19 protein-coding genes are annotated in these 18,593 nt (G+C 54.0%); 18 read left to right on the top strand and 1 reads right to left on the bottom strand.

What is annotated here, in order from left to right; translation table 11 throughout:
- Positions 1 to 30: 30 nt before the first annotated feature.
- The 18 genes from B5E84_RS05360 (at position 31) to B5E84_RS05280 (ending at position 17,334) form a co-directional block, all read left to right on the top strand.
- Positions 31 to 2,310 carry a PTS transporter subunit IIBC gene (locus tag B5E84_RS05360; protein ID WP_087220314.1) on the top strand — a complete coding sequence of 760 codons (2,280 nt, stop codon included), beginning with the start codon at positions 31 to 33 and terminating at the stop codon, positions 2,308 to 2,310.
- 19 nt (positions 2,311 to 2,329) lie between these two features.
- Positions 2,330 to 3,259 (top strand): endonuclease/exonuclease/phosphatase family protein, encoded by a 930-nt coding sequence (locus B5E84_RS05355; RefSeq protein ID WP_087220311.1) that lies wholly within the window; start codon positions 2,330 to 2,332, stop codon positions 3,257 to 3,259.
- An 80-nt stretch (positions 3,260 to 3,339) separates the two neighbouring features.
- A complete protein-coding gene (malQ, locus tag B5E84_RS05350) occupies positions 3,340 to 4,842 on the top strand; it encodes a 4-alpha-glucanotransferase (RefSeq protein WP_087220308.1) in 1,503 nt (500 codons plus the stop codon).
- Between the two features lie 506 nt (positions 4,843 to 5,348).
- The gene (locus B5E84_RS05345; protein ID WP_242963302.1) at positions 5,349 to 6,710 is read left to right on the top strand and encodes an MATE family efflux transporter; all 1,362 of its coding nucleotides are present in this window, start codon (positions 5,349 to 5,351) and stop codon (positions 6,708 to 6,710) included.
- 256 nt (positions 6,711 to 6,966) lie between these two features.
- Positions 6,967 to 7,746 carry a TraX family protein gene (locus tag B5E84_RS05340; RefSeq protein WP_087220305.1) on the top strand — a complete coding sequence of 260 codons (780 nt, stop codon included), beginning with the start codon at positions 6,967 to 6,969 and terminating at the stop codon, positions 7,744 to 7,746.
- A 156-nt stretch (positions 7,747 to 7,902) separates the two neighbouring features.
- A complete protein-coding gene (locus B5E84_RS05335; RefSeq protein WP_087220302.1) occupies positions 7,903 to 8,676 on the top strand; it encodes a TatD family hydrolase in 774 nt (257 codons plus the stop codon).
- Between the two features lie 9 nt (positions 8,677 to 8,685).
- Positions 8,686 to 9,570, top strand: coding sequence for a 16S rRNA (adenine(1518)-N(6)/adenine(1519)-N(6))-dimethyltransferase RsmA (gene rsmA / locus B5E84_RS05330; protein WP_087220299.1), 885 nt, complete (start codon positions 8,686 to 8,688; stop codon positions 9,568 to 9,570).
- Positions 9,551 to 9,727: a hypothetical protein gene (locus tag B5E84_RS20575; protein WP_162612807.1), complete on the top strand. Its 177-nt coding sequence runs from the start codon at positions 9,551 to 9,553 to the stop codon at positions 9,725 to 9,727. Before rsmA ends, B5E84_RS20575 begins: the two co-directional genes overlap by 20 nt.
- On the top strand, positions 9,724 to 10,740 hold the full coding sequence (gene galE, locus B5E84_RS05325; protein WP_087220297.1) for a UDP-glucose 4-epimerase GalE: 1,017 nt from the start codon (positions 9,724 to 9,726) through the stop codon (positions 10,738 to 10,740). Before B5E84_RS20575 ends, galE begins: the two co-directional genes overlap by 4 nt.
- A 121-nt stretch (positions 10,741 to 10,861) precedes the next feature.
- A complete protein-coding gene (locus tag B5E84_RS05320; protein WP_330374177.1) occupies positions 10,862 to 11,950 on the top strand; it encodes a PDDEXK nuclease domain-containing protein in 1,089 nt (362 codons plus the stop codon).
- Between the two features lie 198 nt (positions 11,951 to 12,148).
- Complete coding sequence (locus B5E84_RS05315; protein ID WP_087220410.1) at positions 12,149 to 13,060, top strand: DUF2156 domain-containing protein; 912 nt, start codon at positions 12,149 to 12,151, stop codon at positions 13,058 to 13,060.
- Positions 13,061 to 13,068: 8 nt separating this feature from the next.
- Positions 13,069 to 14,160: a GNAT family N-acetyltransferase gene (locus tag B5E84_RS05310; protein WP_087220290.1), complete on the top strand. Its 1,092-nt coding sequence runs from the start codon at positions 13,069 to 13,071 to the stop codon at positions 14,158 to 14,160.
- 53 nt (positions 14,161 to 14,213) lie between these two features.
- Positions 14,214 to 14,933, top strand: a complete 720-nt coding sequence (locus B5E84_RS05305; RefSeq protein ID WP_087220287.1) for an NAD-dependent protein deacylase — start codon at positions 14,214 to 14,216, stop codon at positions 14,931 to 14,933.
- Positions 14,934 to 15,005: 72 nt separating this feature from the next.
- Complete coding sequence (locus tag B5E84_RS05300) at positions 15,006 to 15,236, top strand: DUF951 domain-containing protein (protein ID WP_087220284.1); 231 nt, start codon at positions 15,006 to 15,008, stop codon at positions 15,234 to 15,236.
- A gap of 129 nt (positions 15,237 to 15,365) precedes the next feature.
- Positions 15,366 to 15,653 carry a 30S ribosomal protein S6 gene (rpsF, locus tag B5E84_RS05295; RefSeq protein WP_087220281.1) on the top strand — a complete coding sequence of 96 codons (288 nt, stop codon included), beginning with the start codon at positions 15,366 to 15,368 and terminating at the stop codon, positions 15,651 to 15,653.
- A 21-nt stretch (positions 15,654 to 15,674) separates the two neighbouring features.
- Positions 15,675 to 16,142, top strand: coding sequence for a single-stranded DNA-binding protein (locus tag B5E84_RS05290; RefSeq protein WP_087220278.1), 468 nt, complete (start codon positions 15,675 to 15,677; stop codon positions 16,140 to 16,142).
- 22 nt (positions 16,143 to 16,164) lie between these two features.
- Positions 16,165 to 16,431 carry a 30S ribosomal protein S18 gene (rpsR, locus tag B5E84_RS05285; protein ID WP_087220275.1) on the top strand — a complete coding sequence of 89 codons (267 nt, stop codon included), beginning with the start codon at positions 16,165 to 16,167 and terminating at the stop codon, positions 16,429 to 16,431.
- Between the two features lie 195 nt (positions 16,432 to 16,626).
- A complete protein-coding gene (locus tag B5E84_RS05280) occupies positions 16,627 to 17,334 on the top strand; it encodes a Bax inhibitor-1/YccA family protein (RefSeq protein ID WP_087220272.1) in 708 nt (235 codons plus the stop codon).
- A gap of 123 nt (positions 17,335 to 17,457) precedes the next feature.
- Here the strand turns inward: B5E84_RS05280 and B5E84_RS05275 are convergent, their stop codons facing one another.
- Entirely contained in the window at positions 17,458 to 18,372 is a 915-nt protein-coding gene (locus B5E84_RS05275) for a LysR family transcriptional regulator (RefSeq protein ID WP_087220269.1), read from the bottom strand.
- Positions 18,373 to 18,593: the final 221 nt, after the last annotated feature.

The following is an 18,593-nucleotide window of genomic DNA, read 5'->3' as shown; positions in this document are numbered from 1 at the left end:
AAAAGGATGAAAAGGTAAGGAGGAAATTGTATGAAGGAGCAGACCAAGGACGGTTGCACAGGGATTGTCATTCGGTCACCGCTTACGGGTACGGCGGTTGCGGTTGATCAGGTTCCGGATCCCGTATTTTCCCAGAAGATCATTGGGGACGGGGCGGCCATTGAGCCGGCAGATGGGCGGATTGTCAGCCCGGTGGACGGCGAGGTAGTGTCGGTGGCGCCAACGCTGCACGCTTATGGATTCCGCACGGAGGACGGTGTGGAAATTTTAGTGCACTTCGGACTGGAAACAGTTTCTCTGAAAGGGGAGTGCTTTAAGGCTCATGTGGAGCCGGGCGACAAGGTGAAAGCCGGAGATCTGGTGGCGGAAGTGGACGTGGAGGATTTAAAGAGCCGCGGCATGAATACCATCACGCCGGTGCTGATCTGTGAAGGGCTGACAGACCGGACGATGAATGTTCATTTAGGCCCGGTTGAGGCAGGCAAAACGGAGCTGATCACCATTCTGGACAACTGCCAGGAAGGCATGGACACCGCGGCAGAGACCAAAAATGAGACGGCGCAGAAACCGGAAACCGATGGCAAGAAATCCGCGGCCAGCTCTGTGGAGACCACCCAGGCTGGAAACGGCGGCGCAGGTTCCGAAAAGAAGAAAAAGAAACTGCCCATTGATTTCGATTTCCTTCAGAAACTGGGCAAGGTGCTGATGACGGTTATCGCCGTAATGCCGGCGGCTGGTCTGATGATCAGTTTGGGAAAGCTGGTGCAGATGAGCGGCGGCGATATGTCCATGATTCTCACTGTGGGCAGTACCATGGAGAATATCGGATGGGCGATTATCAATAACCTTCACATCCTGTTTGCCGTGGCCATCGGCGGTTCCTGGGCGAAGGAGCGGGCTGGCGGCGCGTTTGCGGCAGTGATCGCGTTTATCCTGATCAACATGATCACCGGCTCGGTGTTTGGCGTGACCAGCGAGATGCTGGAGACGGAAGGCGCCATCACCCACACCCTGTTTGGACAGGCGATCCAGGTAGACGGCTATTTCACGTCGGTGCTTGGCGCTCCGGCCCTGAATATGGGTGTGTTTGTGGGAATTATCGCCGGATTTGTCGGCGGGACGGTTTACAACCGCTACTATAATTATAGAAAACTTCCGGATGCCCTGGCATTCTTCAACGGAAAACGGTTTGTGCCCCTGGTGGTTATCGTTTGGTCCGTGATCATTTCCCTGGTGCTGGCTGTGGTTTGGCCGGTGATCCAGACGGGAATCAACGCTTTTGGTGTGTGGATCGCCAATTCCTCCTCCACGTCGCCGGTACTGGCGCCGTTCATCTACGGAACGCTGGAGAGACTGCTGCTGCCCTTCGGACTGCACCATATGCTGACGATCCCCATGAACTACACCTCCTTTGGCGGAACCTACACGATCCTCACCGGTGCCAACGCCGGAACCCAGGTATTCGGACAGGATCCCCTGTGGCTTGCATGGGCGACTGACTTAATTAACCTGAAAAACGCCGGAGATATGGCCGGCTACCAGAACCTTCTGACCACGGTAACTCCCGCCAGATTTAAGGTGGGCCAGATGATCGGCGCTACGGGCCTGCTCCTTGGCATCGCCCTGGCAATGTACCGGAGAGTAGAGCCGGAGAGAAAGAAAAGCTATCGTTCCATGTTTGTTTCCATCGTGCTGGCAGTGTTCTTAACGGGAGTGACGGAGCCTCTGGAGTTCATGTTTATGTTCTGCGCGATGCCCCTTTACCTGGTATACGCGGTGCTGCAGGGCTGCGCCTTCGCTATGGCCGGAATCATCGACCTGCGTCTTCATTCCTTCGGAAACCTGGAGCTGTTTACCAGACTTCCCATGTCGGTACAGGCCGGTCTGACAGGTGACATTATCAACTTCGCGATCTGCGTGGTGGCATTCTTCGTCATCGGCTACGCGGTAGCGTACTTTATGATTGGAAAATTCAAATTCGCTACGCCGGGACGTCTTGGAAACTATACAGATGAGGGCGGAAACGACGAGTCCGCGGACGCTCCCCAGAGCAGCGGGGCCACGGCCGGCGGAAATGGCAGCCAGGCAGAGCGCATCATTGGCCTGTTGGGCGGCAGAGAGAATATCGTGCTGGTGGACGCCTGCATGACGAGACTGAGAGTAACCGTCAAGGATATGGACAAAGTGGCAGACCTGGCAGCCTGGAAGGCAGAGGGCGCCATGGGCTTAATCAAGAAGGACGGAGGCATCCAGGCGGTTTACGGACCGAAGGCGGATGTGTTAAAATCAGATATTAACGATCTTTTATAAAGCGCGGAGGCGGTTGGAGATGAAACTTTTGACTTTAAATACCCACAGTTTGGCAGAAACGGAGTATGAGCGAAAACTGGAGGCGTTTGTGGCCGGGATTCTGGAGGAACAGCCGGACATTATGGCGCTCCAGGAGGTGAACCAGAGCATTTCCGGGGAGGAAGTCCCCCTGGAGGAGCTGCTTGCCAGCGGGTATGTGGAGTCTGTGGAAATGAAGGACGGTTCCGGGGATCTTCTCCCATCCCCGGCCGGCCAGCCAGCCTCGGCGGAACCGCCCCATCCCATTCCGCCCGTCCGCCGGGACAATCACGGCTTTCGCGTGGCATCCCTTCTGGCGAAAGCCGGCTGCCCCTATCACTGGGCGTGGGTTCCCGCAAAGCTGGGATATGGAAAATATGATGAGGGAACGGCCCTCTTTAGCCGCAGGCCCATTGACCGGGCATTCTGGCAGTATTTGACGGATTCCAGGGACTACACGAACTGGAAAACGAGAAAGGCCCTGGGCATCACGGTGCAGACGGAGGGCGGGGCGGCCCATTTCTTCAGTCTGCACATGGGTTGGTGGCAGGACGAGGAGGAGCCGTTCACGAAACAGTGGGAGCGGCTTTCCCGGACGGCAGAAACCCTGAAAGACACGGGAGCTGTGTGGCTGATGGGCGATTTCAATTCCCAGGCCGGGGTGCGGGGCGAGGGCTACGACTTAATCCGCGGCGCCGGTTGGGAGGATGTGTATGAGGCAGCCGCCCGAAAAGGCGGTGAAATGACGGTGCCGGGAGAGATCGACGGCTGGAGAACCGGCGAGGCGGCATCGGGAATGCGGATTGACTATATTTGGCACGGCGGCGCCGAAAGCGTGGATATTTCCTGGGCCGGGACCGTTTTTGACGGCAAAAACCGGCAGGCGGTGTCGGATCATTTCGGATTGATGGCGGAGTACGCCAGAAACTGACGGCGAAGTGAGCCGGAAATGGATGGCAAAATATGCCGGAAATTCATGGCAAAACGCGCCGGGAAGGAGAACGATTTATCATGAAACGAGAGAGCGGGATTTTACTCCCTATCACCAGCCTTCCGTCCAGGTACGGCATCGGCTGTTTTTCAAAGGAAGCTTATGAGTTTGTGGATCAGCTGAAGGCGGCGGGGCAGTCTTATTGGCAGATCCTGCCTCTGGGGCCCACCAGCTATGGGGATTCGCCCTACCAGTCCTTCTCTACCTTCGCGGGAAATCCCTACTTTATCAGCCTGGAGCGGCTGCAGGAGGAGGGCGTTCTCACAGAGGAGGAGTGTGAGGAGGCAGATTTTGGCAGCAGGGCGGACAGCATCGACTACGCAAAAATCTACAAAGGCCGTTACCCGCTGCTGCGGAAGGCCTATGAGAGGAGCAATATCAGCGAAAATCCGGATTTCTGCCGTTTCCGGGAGGAAAACGGATGGTGGCTGAAGGATTATGCCTTATATATGGCGGTGAAGGCCCGGTTTGAGCAGAAGGCCTGGTATGAGTGGGCGGAGGACATCCGTCTGCGGTGGGACAACGCCATGGATTACTACCGGCGGGAGCTTTACTTCGACATCGAATTCCACGAGTATTTACAGTTTAAATTTATGGAGCAGTGGACAGAGCTGAAGGCCTACGCCAACAGCCAGGGAATCCGCATCGTGGGCGACATTCCCATCTACGTGGCCATGGACAGCGCCGACGCCTGGGCCAATCCCTTCTTGTTCCAGCTGGACGGGGAGAGCAAACCAGTGGCGGTGGCAGGCTGCCCGCCGGACGGATTTTCCGCCACAGGCCAGCTGTGGGGAAATCCTCTCTATAACTGGGAGTACCACAGACAGACAGGGTATGGCTGGTGGATCAGCCGCCTGGCCCACTGCTACCGGCTGTACGATGTGGTGCGCATCGACCATTTCCGGGGCTTTGACGAATATTTCTCCATTCCGGCGGACGCGGACACGGCGGTGGACGGCCACTGGGAGAAAGGGCCGGGACTTCCCTTCTTCCAGGCGGTGAAAAATGCCCTGGGAGAGAAGGAGATCATCGCCGAGGATCTGGGCTATGTGACAGACTCTGTGCGGCAGCTGGTGCGGGATACGGGGTATCCCGGCATGAAGGTGCTGGAATTTGCCTTTGACTCCAGGGACTCCGGCTGCGCCAGCGATTATCTGCCCCACAATTATCCGGAAAACTGCGTGGTGTACACAGGCACCCACGACAACGAGACCATTTCCGGATGGTTCCACTCCATTCAGCCGGAGGAGCAGGAGCTGGCCAGGGATTACCTCTGCGATCACAGCACTCCGGATAAGAAGCTGTACCTGTCCTTCATAAGTCTTGCCATGCGCAGCCAGGCCAGAATGTGCATCATTCCCCTCCAGGACTACTTGGGCCTGTCCAACCGTTCCCGGATGAACACGCCGTCCACCGTGGGAAAGAACTGGAAATGGCGGCTGAAACCGGGACAGATGTCACCGAAACTGGTGGATCTCATCGGAAAAATGACGCTGCGCTACGGCCGGTGGAATTGGGCGTAACCGGCCGCTGGATGGAAAGGGAAAAAACCTGAAAACACTTTTTATTTCCTGGCGGGGAGCCGGGCTGGTTCGGGAGAGCTCGGACGGGCGCGGTTCCCTGGCGGGAGCTTTTTGTTGTAGAGGTGAGAGTGGTTCCGGGCAGAATTTTGCCGCAGAGATGGGCGCGGTCTCCCCACAGGAATTTATTCCATAGGAATGAGAGAGATTTCCTTGGTGGGAACTTTTTGCTGAGAGGATGAGCGCGGTTCCCTGGCAGAAATTTTTTGCCGGAAAATGTCTGCGGCTCCTTGGCGGCCGCCTTTTCCCTGAGTATAAGCACCGTTTCCCAGCATAAAACACTCCGCCCGCAGGCGCAAGACGCTCCGTATTTCAGAATATCAGAATATCGGCCACGAAAATACTTTTCAACAGAAAAAGGAATGATATAATCATAGTAGTCTCAGCGGAATGCCAACCAGGCAGCCGCGGGAGCGGAAATTGGAAGATTCAGAAGGAGAAATCAGGCTATGGCCAGAGTGACAGATATGACAAAAGGGAAACCGGCGGCGCTGCTGATTTCCTTTGCGTTTCCCCTTCTGCTGGGGAATTTGGGACAGCAGCTGTACATGATCGTGGACGCGATCATCGTGGGCCGCGGCGTGGGGGTAAAAGCCCTGGCGGCTGTGGGCGCGACGGATTGGACGTACTGGCTGTTTTTGTGGGTGATCCAGGCCCTGACCCAGGGCTTTGCCACGCGAATTTCCATCCACTACGGGGAACGGAATTTCGCCAGGCTGCGGAAAGATGTGGGAATGTCGGTGTTTTTGTGTGTAGGTGCCGGAATTTTCCTGACTGTGATCAGCATGGTGTCGGCCGGTTTTATGCTCCGCGTTCTGAAAACGCCGGAAGACATTTTTGACGGTGCCTATGCCTATCTAATTACCATGCTGGCGGGGACTTTGATTGTCATGGCCTACAATATGGTGTCGGCCATCCTCCGCGCCTTCGGAGACGGAAAGACGCCCCTTGTGGCCATGGGAATCGCGGCCAGCACCAACATTGTGCTGGACCTGCTGTTTGTGCTGGGATTCCATCTGGGAATCGTGGGGGCCGCTGTGGCCACGCTGATTGCCCAGCTCATTTCCTTTTTATACTGCTTTTTCGTGCTGAAAAAGATGGATTTTCTGAAAATGCAGCCAAAAGACTGGAGCTGGGACGGACGGGTGGTTGCCGACCTGTGTATGCTGGGTCTGCCTCTGGCCCTGCAGAATATCCTCATCGCCATCGGCGGGATGATTCTGCAATCCACCATCAACAGCCAGGGAATCCTGTTCGTAGCCGGTTTCACCGCCACCAACAAGATCTACGGGCTGCTGGAAAGCTCGGCCTTCGCCCTGAACTTTGCCACAACCACCTACATATCCCAAAACTACGGCGCAGGACACGGCGACAGGATCCATAAGGGAGTAAAAAGCGCGACCTTGATCGGCCTGGCAATGTCTGTCTGCGTGGCCGTTCTCATGGTGCTGTCTGGCAGGACGATCCTGCAGCTCTTTGTGGACTCCTCCGACGGAAACGCGTCGGAAGTGCTGGCCATTGCCTACCGCTATCTGGTGGTGATGAGCAGCCTGCTGTTTACCCTGTACCTGCTGCATATATACCGAAGCGTGCTGCAGGGGCTGGGAAATGGAGTTGGCCCCATGGTTTCCGGCATCATTGAGTTTGTCATGAGGGTGACGGCCGCGCTGGTATTTACGCGGATCTGGGGCAGCGGCGTCATCTTCTTCGCAGAGCCCATGGCCTGGGCGGGAGCGGCGGCCTTTGTGATCGTGGCTTGTCTGTGGAAATTGAAAAAGATCCCCGATTCAAAACGAAAAGAACAGGGATAACAGCGGATAAAATAGAAGAATGGGGACGGCGGCGGCCGTCCTATAGAAACATATGGCAAAACACTGCGTGAGAGCTTGCTCACTAAGCAGTGTTTTGCCATATGTTTTTGCATAGCGGAACTGTCACAGGTTTTTCCCTGAAAAAAGGTTTTACAGTGGAAATTTCTCCGCAATTTATATATAATAGGGAAATACAGCCGCCGGAACTGGATTTCGGAGGGCGCCAAATGGGCGCGAACGGCAGAAGGAGACGAAAATGGCGGGAAAAAGCGGGAGAGAAGGAGAACGGACGGAGAAGAAACGGCGGGCTGCCGGCGCCGCAGCCGGGCCTTGCGCCGGAGAAACCGTTTCCGCCCGCCCCGGCCTCACCGGCACGCAGCTAAAAATGATTGCCATGGTTTCCATGTTCATAGATCACAGTGCCATCAGCCTGGTATCCCCGGCATTTGGGCTGGGACAGCAGTTTTATGGGTTGTATCTGGCCATGAGGGCCGTGGGGCGCCTGGCGTTTCCCATTTACGGGTTCTTGCTGGTGGAAGGGTTTCTGCACACGAAAAACCGCAGGCGCTATCTGTCCAGGCTGATTTTTTTCGCGGTTATCTCCGAGATCCCCTTTGATCTGGTGGCCTTTGGAAGAATGTCCGCCATAGACGGACAAAACGTATTTTTTACTCTGGCGATTGCCCTGGGAGTGATGTGGCTTTTGGAGCGATACGGCAAAGGGAAACTGCTCTGCGCGGCGATCACGGCGGCCGGCGGCATGGCCGCGTTCTGGCTGCGGGCGGATTACGGGTTTTTAGGCGTTCTGTATGTGACGCTTTTGTACCTGTTTCGCTGGAACCGGGAGTTTCGCAGGCTGGGACAGACGGTGATGGCGGTGGCCATTTACCCCGATGCCATGTGCGTTCCCTTTCTCTGCTCCATCCCTCTCACGGACCGCTACAACGGTTTGGCGGGGCGGCGGCTGGGAATGTGGGCCTACTGGTTTTACCCGGTGCATTTGTCCGTACTGTACGCACTTTCGATTTGGATATAATAACTGGAGGCGGCAGGCGTACTCCGCGCAATGGAAACTGGCTGCTGACGCAGCCGCACTCCGCGCAGAGGAATATGGCTGCTGACGAAACCGCGCTCCGGCGCGAATGTGTGCCAAGTGCACACTTTTTAAGGTGGAATAGAATTGGAGGAAATCATGATTTTTGATACACACGCTCATTATGACGATGAGGCATTTGACGAAGACAGAGAGGAGCTGCTGGCGAGCCTGCGGGAGCACGGAATCGAGGCGGTGGTAAACGTGGGAGCCAGCATTGCCGGCACAAAACGGACGCTGGAGCTGACGCGCCGCTGGCCCTTTTTCTACGGGGCTGTGGGCGTTCATCCCAACGAGACGGCAGAGCTTGACGAGGAAAAACTGGAGTGGCTAAAGCAGGTTTCCGCGGAGCCGAAGGTGGTGGCCATCGGGGAGATCGGGCTGGATTATTACTGGGATGATCCGGAGAGGGACGTTCAGAAGAAGTGGTTTGACCGCCAGCTGGAGCTTGCCAGGGAGGTGGGGCTGCCGGTGGTCATTCACAGCCGGGACGCGGCAAAGGACACCCTGGACATGATGAAGGCGGCAAAGGCCGGGGAGATCGGCGGGGTGATCCACTGCTTTTCCTACGGAGTGGAGATGGCGAGAGAATATCTGAACATGGGATTTTTCATTGGGATCGGAGGCGTTCTCACCTTTAAAAACGCCAGAAAGCTGAAGGAGGTGGCGGCCTACGCCCCCATAGAGCGGATCGTGCTGGAGACGGACTGCCCCTATCTGGCGCCGGTGCCTTACCGGGGCAAGCGCAATTCTTCCCTCAACCTTCCCTATGTGGTGGAGGAGCTGGCGCAGATCAAGGGCCTGACGCCGGAGGAGATCGTGGAAATTACCAACCGGAATGCCAGGCGCCTGTACCGCCTGGGGGACCAATAGGAGGAAAAAATGGCGAATTTAGGGATTGCGAAAAATACCATTGAGATTATTCAGAAATACGGGTTTGCGTTTCAGAAACGGTTTGGGCAGAACTTTCTCGTGGACACCCATGTGCTGGAGCGGATCATCCGGGCGGCAGGGCTGACGAAGGAAGATATGGTTCTGGAGATCGGCCCCGGGATCGGCACCATGACCCAGTATCTGGCGGAAAATGCCGGGCGGGTGGTGGCTGTGGAGATTGACTCCAATCTGATTCCCATTTTAAAGGAAACGCTCCAGGCCTACGACAACGTGACGGTGCTCAACGAGGACATTCTCAAAGTGGACATCCGGGCGCTGGCGGAGGAGTACAACGGCGGCCGCCCCATCAAAGTGGTGGCAAACCTTCCGTATTACATCACCACCCCCATTATTATGGGGCTGTTTGAGAGCCAGGTGCCCATCGACAACATTACGGTGATGGTGCAGAAAGAGGTGGCGGAGCGAATGCAGGCCGGGCCGGGGACGAAGGACTACGGCGCCCTGTCTCTGGCGGTGCAGTATTACGCGGAGCCCTACATCGTGGCAAACGTCCCCCCCAACTGCTTTATCCCCCGCCCTGGCGTAGGCTCGGCGGTCATCCGCCTCACCAGGCACCAGGAGATGCCGGTGAAGGTAAAAGACGAGAAACTGATGTTTTCCCTCATCCGCGCCTCTTTTAACCAGCGACGGAAAACCCTTCAGAACGGCTTGAGCAACTCCGCGGAGCTCTCCTTCTCCAAAGAGGAAATCTCCGCCGCCATCCAGGCCCTGGGCTTATCCCCCACGGTGCGGGGAGAGGCGCTGACGCTGGAGCAGTTCGCGGGGCTGGCGGATGCGCTGGGGGAGAAGACGGATGGAACCCAGGAGAGGTGAAAACGGTTTGACACCGAAAAATCTTCTTCATCCAAAAAAGAATTCTATCTTTTTCTTTCCCCCAAAACTTGCTATAATAAAGGAAAGCTGGAAAACTGAAAAAGGGGAAACGGCTGAAGTGGTAACACAATGTCAAACGAGGAGGGCGAAAATATGAAAATTTTAGTTACAGGAGGCGCCGGCTACATTGGGAGCCATACGTGTCTGGAGCTGCTGAATCAGGGCCATGAGGTTGTGGTGGTGGATAACCTCTGCAATTCCTGTGAGGAAGCGTTAAACCGGGTGAAAGAGCTGACGGGAAAGGATCTGGCGTTCTATGAGGCCGACATTCTGGACAAAGAGGCGTTAAACCGGGTATTTGACCAGGAAAAGATCGACGCGGTCATTCATTTTGCCGGATTAAAGGCTGTAGGTGAGTCCGTGGCAAAGCCCCTGGAGTACTATCACAACAATATCACCGGCACCCTGGTGCTCTGCGACGTAATGCGCAGCCACGGCGTGAAGAAGATTATTTTCAGCTCCTCCGCTACCGTTTACGGCGATCCGGCGTTTATCCCCATCACAGAGGACTGTCCCAAGGGAAAAATCACCAACCCCTACGGCCAGACCAAGAGTATGCTGGAGCAGGTGCTCACCGATCTGCACGTGGCGGATCCGGAGTGGAACGTGATCCTGCTGCGGTATTTCAACCCTGTGGGCGCCCATGAGAGCGGCCGCATCGGCGAGGATCCCACCGGCATCCCCAATAACCTGACGCCCTACATCACCCAGGTGGCCGTAGGCAAGCTGAAAGAGGTAAATGTATTTGGAAACGACTACGACACCCCCGACGGCACTGGCGTGAGAGATTACATCCACGTGATGGATCTGGCCATCGGCCACGTGAAAGCGCTGCAGAAATTTGCCGACAAGCCGGACGTTTACATCTACAACCTGGGAACGGGCCGAGGCTACAGCGTGCTGGAGATGATTCAGGCCTTTTCCAAAGCGGTGGGCCACGACATCCCCTACGTGATCAAGCCCAGACGGGCCGGAGACATCGCCACCTGCTACGCGGACGCGACGAAGGCGAAAAACGAGCTTGGCTGGACGGCGGAGCGGGGCATCGACGAGATGTGCCAGGACGCCTGGAGATGGCAGTCCAATAATCCCAATGGATACAGAGACTAATGGCCGCTGAAAAACTGCCATAAATCAAATATGAAAAATTACAGAAACCGGCCCGGCGAGGCAGCTACCCGCCGGGGCCGGTTTCTGCGTTTCCGCAAGGGTAACGTGCACAGATAACAGAATGACACAGACGCAGCTTGCTGAAATCATTGGAGCTGCAGGATGGGAAACAAGCGAATATTCAGAAAGGAAAGAGCTTATGAGTGATTTAATACATTACAATGAGCAGTTTGAAAAAATCGTTGACATTATTGAATCGGCAAAGGAGCGTGCATATCGTAAAGTCAACGAAGAACTGATTTTGATGTATCGTGATGTCGGAGAGTATATCAGCAGGCAATCCGAAAATGCTGAATATGGAGATGCGTTTGTCCAGAAACTTGCTGATTTTTTTGCGGCTAATTATCCTGATCTGAAAGGATTTAACCGCCGGGGTCTTTATCGAATGAAACAGTTTTACGAACTTTACAAAGACAATGAAAAAGTGTCACCACTGGTGACACAATTAAGTTGGACGAACCATCTCAAAATCATGTCGGCGTGTAAGTCTATGGAAGAACGCATATTTTACATGAATATGTGTATCAAAGAGCGCCTTTCCAAAAGAGAACTGGAAAGACAGATTGACAGCGGATATTACGAAAGATATATGTTGTCGCGGAAACCATTGGCTCCTGCCATCGAAGAATTCAGAAAAGCCACAGGAAATGTTTTCCTTGATAAATATGTGCTTGATTTTCTGGATGTGCCGGAGACAGTTTCTGAGCGTGATTTACAAAAATCCATCATACGAAATCTGAAAAATTTTATTCTTGAAATCGGTAAGGACTTTACTTTTATCGGGGAAGAATATCGTGTGCAGGTCGGAAAGCACGATTATTATATTGATTTGCTGTTTTACCACCGAGGACTTTCCTGTCTTGTGGCGTTTGAACTGAAAATCGGAGAGTTTAAGCCTGAGTATGTCGGCAAGATCAACCTCTATCTGGAAACGCTTGACCGTGAAGTAAAAAAAGAGAACGAAAATCCGAGTGTTGGTGTCATCCTCTGCGCGAGCAAGGACGATGAGGTTGTAGAATTCGCTCTCAGCCGCAGCCTGTCGCCGACAATGGTTTCCGAATACAATCTGAAACTGATTGATAAAAAACTGCTTCAGAATAAGTTGAAGGAGTATATCGAATTGGTGGGAACAAGTTCGGACGAGGAGTAAAATGTTTGTATTTACAAAAATTGTTCCTGATCTTCCCACCCGTTTCCCCCATTGATTTTCCCCCGCCCCATGGTGTAAAATGAATAAGAACCAAATATTCATCAAAAAATGAAAAATGAGATCACAGCGTCTCAAAAGAACCATCATCCCATGATCAAATTTAACGGGAAACAAACCGAACATACGAAAGGAACCATAATGAACTTAAATTTTAAAACCGTAGAAGCCGAAGACATTTTAAACATCACCCCGTTTGTAGGCCTGAGGCCCAATAAAACCTGTGACAGCGTGTTTTTAGACAGCTTTCTCTGGCGGGAGTACTACAAGGTAAAATTTGCCATCAGCGACGGCAAGGCGGTGCAGTGGCTCATGGAACTGGACGGAGAGCCCTCCAGCGCCATGCCGTTGTGTGCGGAGGAGGACCTGGAGCACTATTTCTATGAAATGGTGGACTACTTCAACCAGGAGTTAAAAAAGCCGTTCCAGATCTACCTGGCAGACGAGGAGGCCATCTTAAAGCTGAACCTGGATCCGGCCAGATTTGAGGTGAGGGAGCAGGAGGATTTAAAGGACTACCTCTATGACGGCGAGGCCCTGCGCACCCTGGCGGGGAAAAAGCTCCACAAGAAGAAAAATAACTACAATGCCTTCGTAAAAGCCTACGAGGGCCGCGTGGAATACCGCAAGCTCTGCTGTTCTGATCGGGACGACGTGTGGAAATTCCTGGACGCCTGGCGGCTCCAGAAGGGCGAGGACGTGGAGGAGCACTTAGACTATGAGGTGCGGGGCATTCACGAGATCCTGAAAAACTGTTCCGTCCTGCCTGTGGAAATGGGCGGCGCCTACGTGGATGACAAGCTGGAGGCCTTCACCATCGGCAGCTTTAACAAGCGGGAAAACATGGCCGTGATCCATATTGAAAAGGCAAACCCGGAAATGCGCGGCCTCTACCAGTTTATCAACCGGGAATTCCTGATCCACGCCTTCCCCACGGCGGCCCTGGTGAACCGGGAGGACGATCTCGGCCTGGAAGGCTTAAGAAAAGCTAAAATGTCCTACAATCCCGTAGGCTTTGCCCGCAAATACAGCGTAAAACAGATCATGCCCTGAGGTGAAATGTGAGATACTTAAAGCAGGAGGAAAAGGAAACCAGCCGCGCCCTCTGGGAGGCGGCCTTTCCGGAGGATTCCCGGTCATTTGACGACTACTATTTCAGCGAAAAATTAAAGGATAACCGTATTCTGGTCAAAGAGGAAAGTGGAGAAATCATTTCCATGGCCCACTTAAATCCCTACCGCGTTCAGGTGCGCGGCCGGGAATACGGCCTGTTCTACATCGTGGGGGTGGCCACGAAGGAAGAATGCCGCCACCGCGGCCATATGCGGGACATTTTAACGGCGCTCCTTCAGGATATGCGGCGGGAACGCCTGCCCTTTACGTTTCTGATGCCGGCGGCAGAGGCCATTTACCTGCCCTTTGGGTTCCGTTTTATCTACGATCAGGCCCACTGGGGCTGGAACATGGAAACGGCCGGCGAAGACTCCCGTCTCCGGCGGGAAACGTACTCCGCCGCCCAGATTTTAGCTGATCCCCGGCTGATCCGGGAGATCGCCCGCTGGCAGCAGAGGTTTTTAGAACAGCGCTTTGAGGTGCTGGCGGTGCGGGACGAGGCCTATATCCGCCGCCTCATGGCAGAGCTTGCCAGTGAAAACGGCTCCGTGAGCCTTCTTTACCGTCAGGAGGAGGGAGAAACGGCCATCGCCGCCATGGAAAGCGCCTGGGGCCTGGAAAAGACGGAGCAGCGTTTCCTCTACGGGGACGAGACCGTGACAGAGGAAATCAAACCGAAAACCCCGGCCATCATGGCCCGGATCACCCACCTGGAGGAGTTTGCAGCATCCATTTCCCTTCGGGAGGACGCCCCGGTGGAACAAATGCAGGTGATCCTCACTGCCTTCGACCGCCTGATCCCGGAAAACGACGGCAATTTCCTGTGGATATTGGACAAAAATAGTTCCACCATGGAAAAACTGCCGGATGGCTGGGCCTTCAGGGCGGGAGAACCGGCGTACAGAGTCTACCGCCTGGCCCTCTCCGTGGAGGAACTGGCTCAGTGGCTGTTTGGCTACCGGATGCCGGCGGAGGAGATGCCCCAGTGGTTTCAGTGGATCCGCCCGCTTGAGGGCGTTTGTTTGGATGAAGTGGTGTAGGAAAACCGCCGGGCGGCGGCAGACCGGATGCCAGCAGAAAAGGGGGAACAAGAATGGAAGCAGTAGAACAGTTAAAACAGTGGATAAAAGAGAGTGAGAATATCGTGTTTTTCGGCGGGGCCGGTGTGTCCACGGAGAGCGGGATTCCCGATTTCCGCAGCCAGGACGGCCTGTACCATCAGCAGTACGACTACCCGCCGGAGCAGATCTTAAGCCACACGTTTTTTATGAAGAAACCGGAGGAATTTTTTCGTTTCTACCATAATAAAATGATCGCCGCGGACGCGAAACCCAATAAGGCCCATCTGGCCCTGGCGAAACTGGAGTGGGAGGGAAAGCTGAAAGCCGTGATCACCCAGAACATCGACGGCCTGCACCAGGATGCGGGGAGCCGGGAGGTGCTGGAGCTGCACGGCTCCGTGCGCCGGAATCACTGTATGAGATGCGGCAAATTCTATGGGCTGGAAACGATCCAGGCCCAGGCCGGCGTCCCCCGCTGCAGCTGCGGCGGAATGATCAAGCCGGACGTGGTGCTCTACGAGGAAGGGCTGGACATGGATACCTTAAATAAGGCCGTAGCCTACATCAGCCAGGCGGATGTGCTGATTGTGGGAGGCACGTCCCTGACGGTCTATCCGGCGGCTGGCCTGGTGGACTACTACCGGGGAAAGAAACTGGTGCTGATCAACCGGGACGCCACGCCCTTAGACGGGAGCGCCGACCTGGTGATCAACGGAAAAATCGGAGAGGTCTTAAGTCAGGCCTGCGGCTGACGGGACCAGCCGGACGGGAAACTGTTTCCGGACGGCAGAAGTTAGGTGAGAGGAACCATTTGGAGGGAGAGTATGGGAGAACGTTTAAAATATGAAGTGGGAGATATTGTAAAACTGAAAAAACCCCATCCCTGCGGGAGCCACGAGTGGAAAATCCTGCGGGTGGGCGCCGATTTCCGCCTGGAGTGCACTGGCTGCGGCCACCAGGTGATGATGGCCAGGCCGTTAGTGGAAAAAAGCACCAGAGGTTTGAGGAAACCGGAGGAAATACCCGAAAACGGGCCGCAAAAGCTTGGAAAATAGGCAAAAAAAAAGCAGGAAAACCCCTTGATTTCAAGGGGCTTTTCTGGTATGATAGTAACCCGTGACAACCATTAATCCTTGCTCCTGTACTGAAAGCAGGGGCCAGAGACCACAAGGAGGTAAAGAAAGATGAACAAGTATGAGTTAGCAGTTGTTCTGAGCGCTAAACTTGAGGATGAAGAAAGAGCAGCCGCGATCGAGAAGGTAAAGGGCTACATCACCCGTTTCGGCGGCACCGTTACCAACGTGGACGAGTGGGGCAAAAAGAGACTGGCCTACGAGATCCAGAAGATGAAAGAGGCTTACTACTATTTCATCCAGTTTGATGGCGATTCCGTATGCCCGAACGAGGTGGAAGCACACGTTCGCATCATGGAGCCGGTTATCAGATACTTATGCGTTAGACAGGATGCGTAATAGATAAGAAAGAGTGATCGTATGAATAGAGTAATCTTGATGGGAAGGCTGACGAGAGACCCGGAAGTGAGATACTCCCAGGGAGAGCGTTCCATGGCCATCGCCAGATACACGCTGGCAGTGGACAGGAGAGGACGCAGGAGCCAGAGCCAGGACGGCGCGGAGCAGACGGCAGATTTCATTCCGTGCGTGGCCTTTGACCGCGCAGGAGAGTTTGCGGAGCGGTATTTCCGCCAGGGAATGCGCGTGCTGATTTCCGGCAGGATCCAGACCGGCAGCTATACCAACAGAGACGGTCAGAAGGTTTATACCACAGAAGTAATCGTAGACGATCAGGAGTTCGCAGACAGCAAGGGAGCTGCCGCAGACATGGGCGGATACCGTCCGGCTGCCGCACCGGCCGAGAGACCGGCTCCTGCCAGCGCAATCGGCGATGGATTTATGAACATTCCTGACGGAGTGGAGGACGAGGGTCTTCCGTTTAACTAAATATTATAGGAGGTAACGCAAAATGGCTTTCAATAAGAATGATAAGGCTGATGGTTCTAAGGTGAGAAGAGGCGGAATGCGCAGAAGAAAAAAAGTTTGTGTTTTCTGCGGCGAGAAGAACGGCGTCATTGATTACAAGGATGTAAATAAATTAAAGAGATACGTTTCCGAGAGAGGAAAAATCCTTCCCAGAAGAATCACCGGAAACTGCGCAAAGCACCAGAGAGCTCTGACGGTTGCGATCAAGAGAGCACGTCATCTGTCCCTGATGCCCTACACCTGCGAGTAATTTCAGGACAAGAAGCCTGTGGCCCCCGGCGGACCGCAGGCTTTTTCTTTTCTATATCATAGGAAACGGCGTCCCCTGTGACGAAAACGCCCCCGGCGGAAGACACGGGCCGCCATCCCCACGTTTAAATCATTTGTATTTTCAGATCATATGTGGTATAGTAAGGATAATATTCTGAAAAAAGGAGGAATGGTTATGAATCTTAACAGAAATGAGTTCTATTCAGCGGCGGGAAGCTACACTGCGGAGTCCATGGGACGGTACACGGCAAAGACCTTTGGCTGGATGTTTGCCGGGCTGCTGATGACATTTGCCATATCTATGTTCGGGTATCTGACAGGCTACGTGTTTTATCTGTTTTTGATCCCCTACTTCCCCATGATTCTGCTGCTGGCGGAGCTGGGCGTGGTGATCTATCTGTCCGCGCGGCTGGAGAAGATGTCTGTGGGGACGGCGAAAGCCATGTTTTTCCTGTACGCGGCGTTAAACGGGATCGTGTTCTCCACCCTGTTTTTGGTCTATGACCTGGTCAGCCTGGTATTTGTGTTCGGGGCTACGTCCCTGTTCTTCGGAATTATGGCGGTGCTGGGCTATATGACAAACGCGGATTTCAGCAAGCTCCGTCCCTTTATGCTGGCCGGCCTGATATTCCTGGCGGCCTTCTGGGTGCTGTCTATGTTTATCAACCTGAGTCAGTTTGAGACGGCCATCTGCGCCCTGGGAATTTTCCTGTTCCTGGTGATCACCGCTTACGACACGAAGAAAATCAAGGCATATTACCAGATGTACTCCAGGCAGCCGGATATGGCGGCAAAGGCCTCTATTTTCGCGGCGCTGGATCTGTATCTGGATTACGTGAATCTGTTCCTGTACCTGATCCGTGTGCTGGGCAAAAAGAAATAAGCAGGACAAAATAAAAAGAGACAAAAAAGGCGCTGCCAGTGGGGGTTCCGCTGTGCAGCGCCTTTTTGCGCGGTGTGCGCCTGGCAGCCCGCGCTTTTCGGGTGCCGTAAGGTCATTTTCAGATTATATGTAAGGATGCAGCTGCCAATACTCCTGCGCCAGCTGGATAAAATCCCTGGCCGCCCGCATCTGGTAGGATCCCTTCTTATACACTGCCGACAGCTCCCAGGAAGGGCGGGACGGCAGGTAAAAATAGGCGATCTCGTCGTCGGGACAGGCGTAAATGGCGGGAAGAATGGTGCAGCCGATCCTCCGTTTTACAATGGAGCGGAGGGTAAAGTTGCTGGCGGATTCAAACAGCACGTTCGGAGAATAGCCGGCGGCCTTGAACAGGGGATTGATCAGGTTTCTCATGGTAGATCCCCTGGTCATCAGTACAAAACGGTCCTTTTTGAAATAGTCCAGACTGATCTCCGTGTAGGGCTCTCCGGGGGCGGCAGCCAGTGACGCCATGGGATGGCTCCTGGGGATGGCTAACACCAGATCCTCCGACAGTACGTGAATATACTCATACGTATTGCGGTCCCGCTCGGTGATGGTGACGAAACCCAGATCCAGATACCCTTTGGAAATGCGGGAGAGCTGCTCCTTGACGCCCACCTCCAGCGGCTCGATGGTAATGTTGGGGTACTTGGCGTAGAAGGCGGGGTAAATGTCCATAAACATGGGAATTCCCCGCTCCGGCGTCAGTCCCACCCGCAGAGTGCCGATTTTATTGTCGGCCATATCGTTTAAAATGTTGTAGGCCTCCTGCTTGAGCTGCAGGATTTTTCTGGCGTAGGATACATAGATGTGTCCTGCCTCCGTCAGCCGGAAGTCATTCTTGGACCGGTGGAACAGCTGGATCCCCAGCTCCGCCTCTAGCTTTAAAAGCTGCTGGTTCAGGCCGGACTGAGTGATATAGAGGCGTTCTGCCGCCTTGGTGATGCTGTTTTCATCTGCGATTTTGATAATATATTCCAACTGCCTTAGGTCCATGGAAACGCCTCCTTTGTACTCATCTTTTCTATTCTAATGGATAATCAGGGCAAATACAAGGCAGATTTTCCGGAATGTATGTAAATATATACATTTAAAACGTATAAATATTGAGCCTCAAAACAAAAAAATCAGTAAAATACAGCAGTTTTACTAATTTAATATTGAAAATACAAAATATAATTAGATACTATAGCTATTTACAAACACATAATTATACA

The organism is Lachnoclostridium sp. An14, assembly GCF_002160755.1.
In the GTDB taxonomy this organism is placed as follows: domain Bacteria; phylum Bacillota; class Clostridia; order Lachnospirales; family Lachnospiraceae; genus Lachnoclostridium_A.
Note: the sequence above shows the minus strand (reverse complement) of the source record. Positions and strands in the feature narration are given on the sequence as shown.

Bases quoted from the DNA above. Each gene is read 5' to 3' on its own strand.
- B5E84_RS05360 (WP_087220314.1), top strand. From the start codon at position 31: ATGAAGGAGCAGACCAAGGACGGTTGCACAGGGATTGTCATTCGGTCA.
- B5E84_RS05355 (WP_087220311.1), top strand. From the start codon at position 2,330: ATGAAACTTTTGACTTTAAATACCCACAGTTTGGCAGAAACGGAGTAT.
- malQ (WP_087220308.1), top strand. From the start codon at position 3,340: ATGAAACGAGAGAGCGGGATTTTACTCCCTATCACCAGCCTTCCGTCC.
- B5E84_RS05345 (WP_242963302.1), top strand. From the start codon at position 5,349: ATGGCCAGAGTGACAGATATGACAAAAGGGAAACCGGCGGCGCTGCTG.
- B5E84_RS05340 (WP_087220305.1), top strand. From the start codon at position 6,967: ATGGCGGGAAAAAGCGGGAGAGAAGGAGAACGGACGGAGAAGAAACGG.
- B5E84_RS05335 (WP_087220302.1), top strand. From the start codon at position 7,903: ATGATTTTTGATACACACGCTCATTATGACGATGAGGCATTTGACGAA.
- rsmA (WP_087220299.1), top strand. From the start codon at position 8,686: ATGGCGAATTTAGGGATTGCGAAAAATACCATTGAGATTATTCAGAAA.
- B5E84_RS20575 (WP_162612807.1), top strand. From the start codon at position 9,551: ATGGAACCCAGGAGAGGTGAAAACGGTTTGACACCGAAAAATCTTCTT.
- galE (WP_087220297.1), top strand. From the start codon at position 9,724: ATGAAAATTTTAGTTACAGGAGGCGCCGGCTACATTGGGAGCCATACG.
- B5E84_RS05320 (WP_330374177.1), top strand. From the start codon at position 10,862: ATGACACAGACGCAGCTTGCTGAAATCATTGGAGCTGCAGGATGGGAA.
- B5E84_RS05315 (WP_087220410.1), top strand. From the start codon at position 12,149: ATGAACTTAAATTTTAAAACCGTAGAAGCCGAAGACATTTTAAACATC.
- B5E84_RS05305 (WP_087220287.1), top strand. From the start codon at position 14,214: ATGGAAGCAGTAGAACAGTTAAAACAGTGGATAAAAGAGAGTGAGAAT.
- B5E84_RS05300 (WP_087220284.1), top strand. From the start codon at position 15,006: ATGGGAGAACGTTTAAAATATGAAGTGGGAGATATTGTAAAACTGAAA.
- rpsF (WP_087220281.1), top strand. From the start codon at position 15,366: ATGAACAAGTATGAGTTAGCAGTTGTTCTGAGCGCTAAACTTGAGGAT.
- B5E84_RS05290 (WP_087220278.1), top strand. From the start codon at position 15,675: ATGAATAGAGTAATCTTGATGGGAAGGCTGACGAGAGACCCGGAAGTG.
- rpsR (WP_087220275.1), top strand. From the start codon at position 16,165: ATGGCTTTCAATAAGAATGATAAGGCTGATGGTTCTAAGGTGAGAAGA.
- B5E84_RS05280 (WP_087220272.1), top strand. From the start codon at position 16,627: ATGAATCTTAACAGAAATGAGTTCTATTCAGCGGCGGGAAGCTACACT.
- B5E84_RS05275 (WP_087220269.1), bottom strand. From the start codon at position 18,372: ATGGACCTAAGGCAGTTGGAATATATTATCAAAATCGCAGATGAAAAC.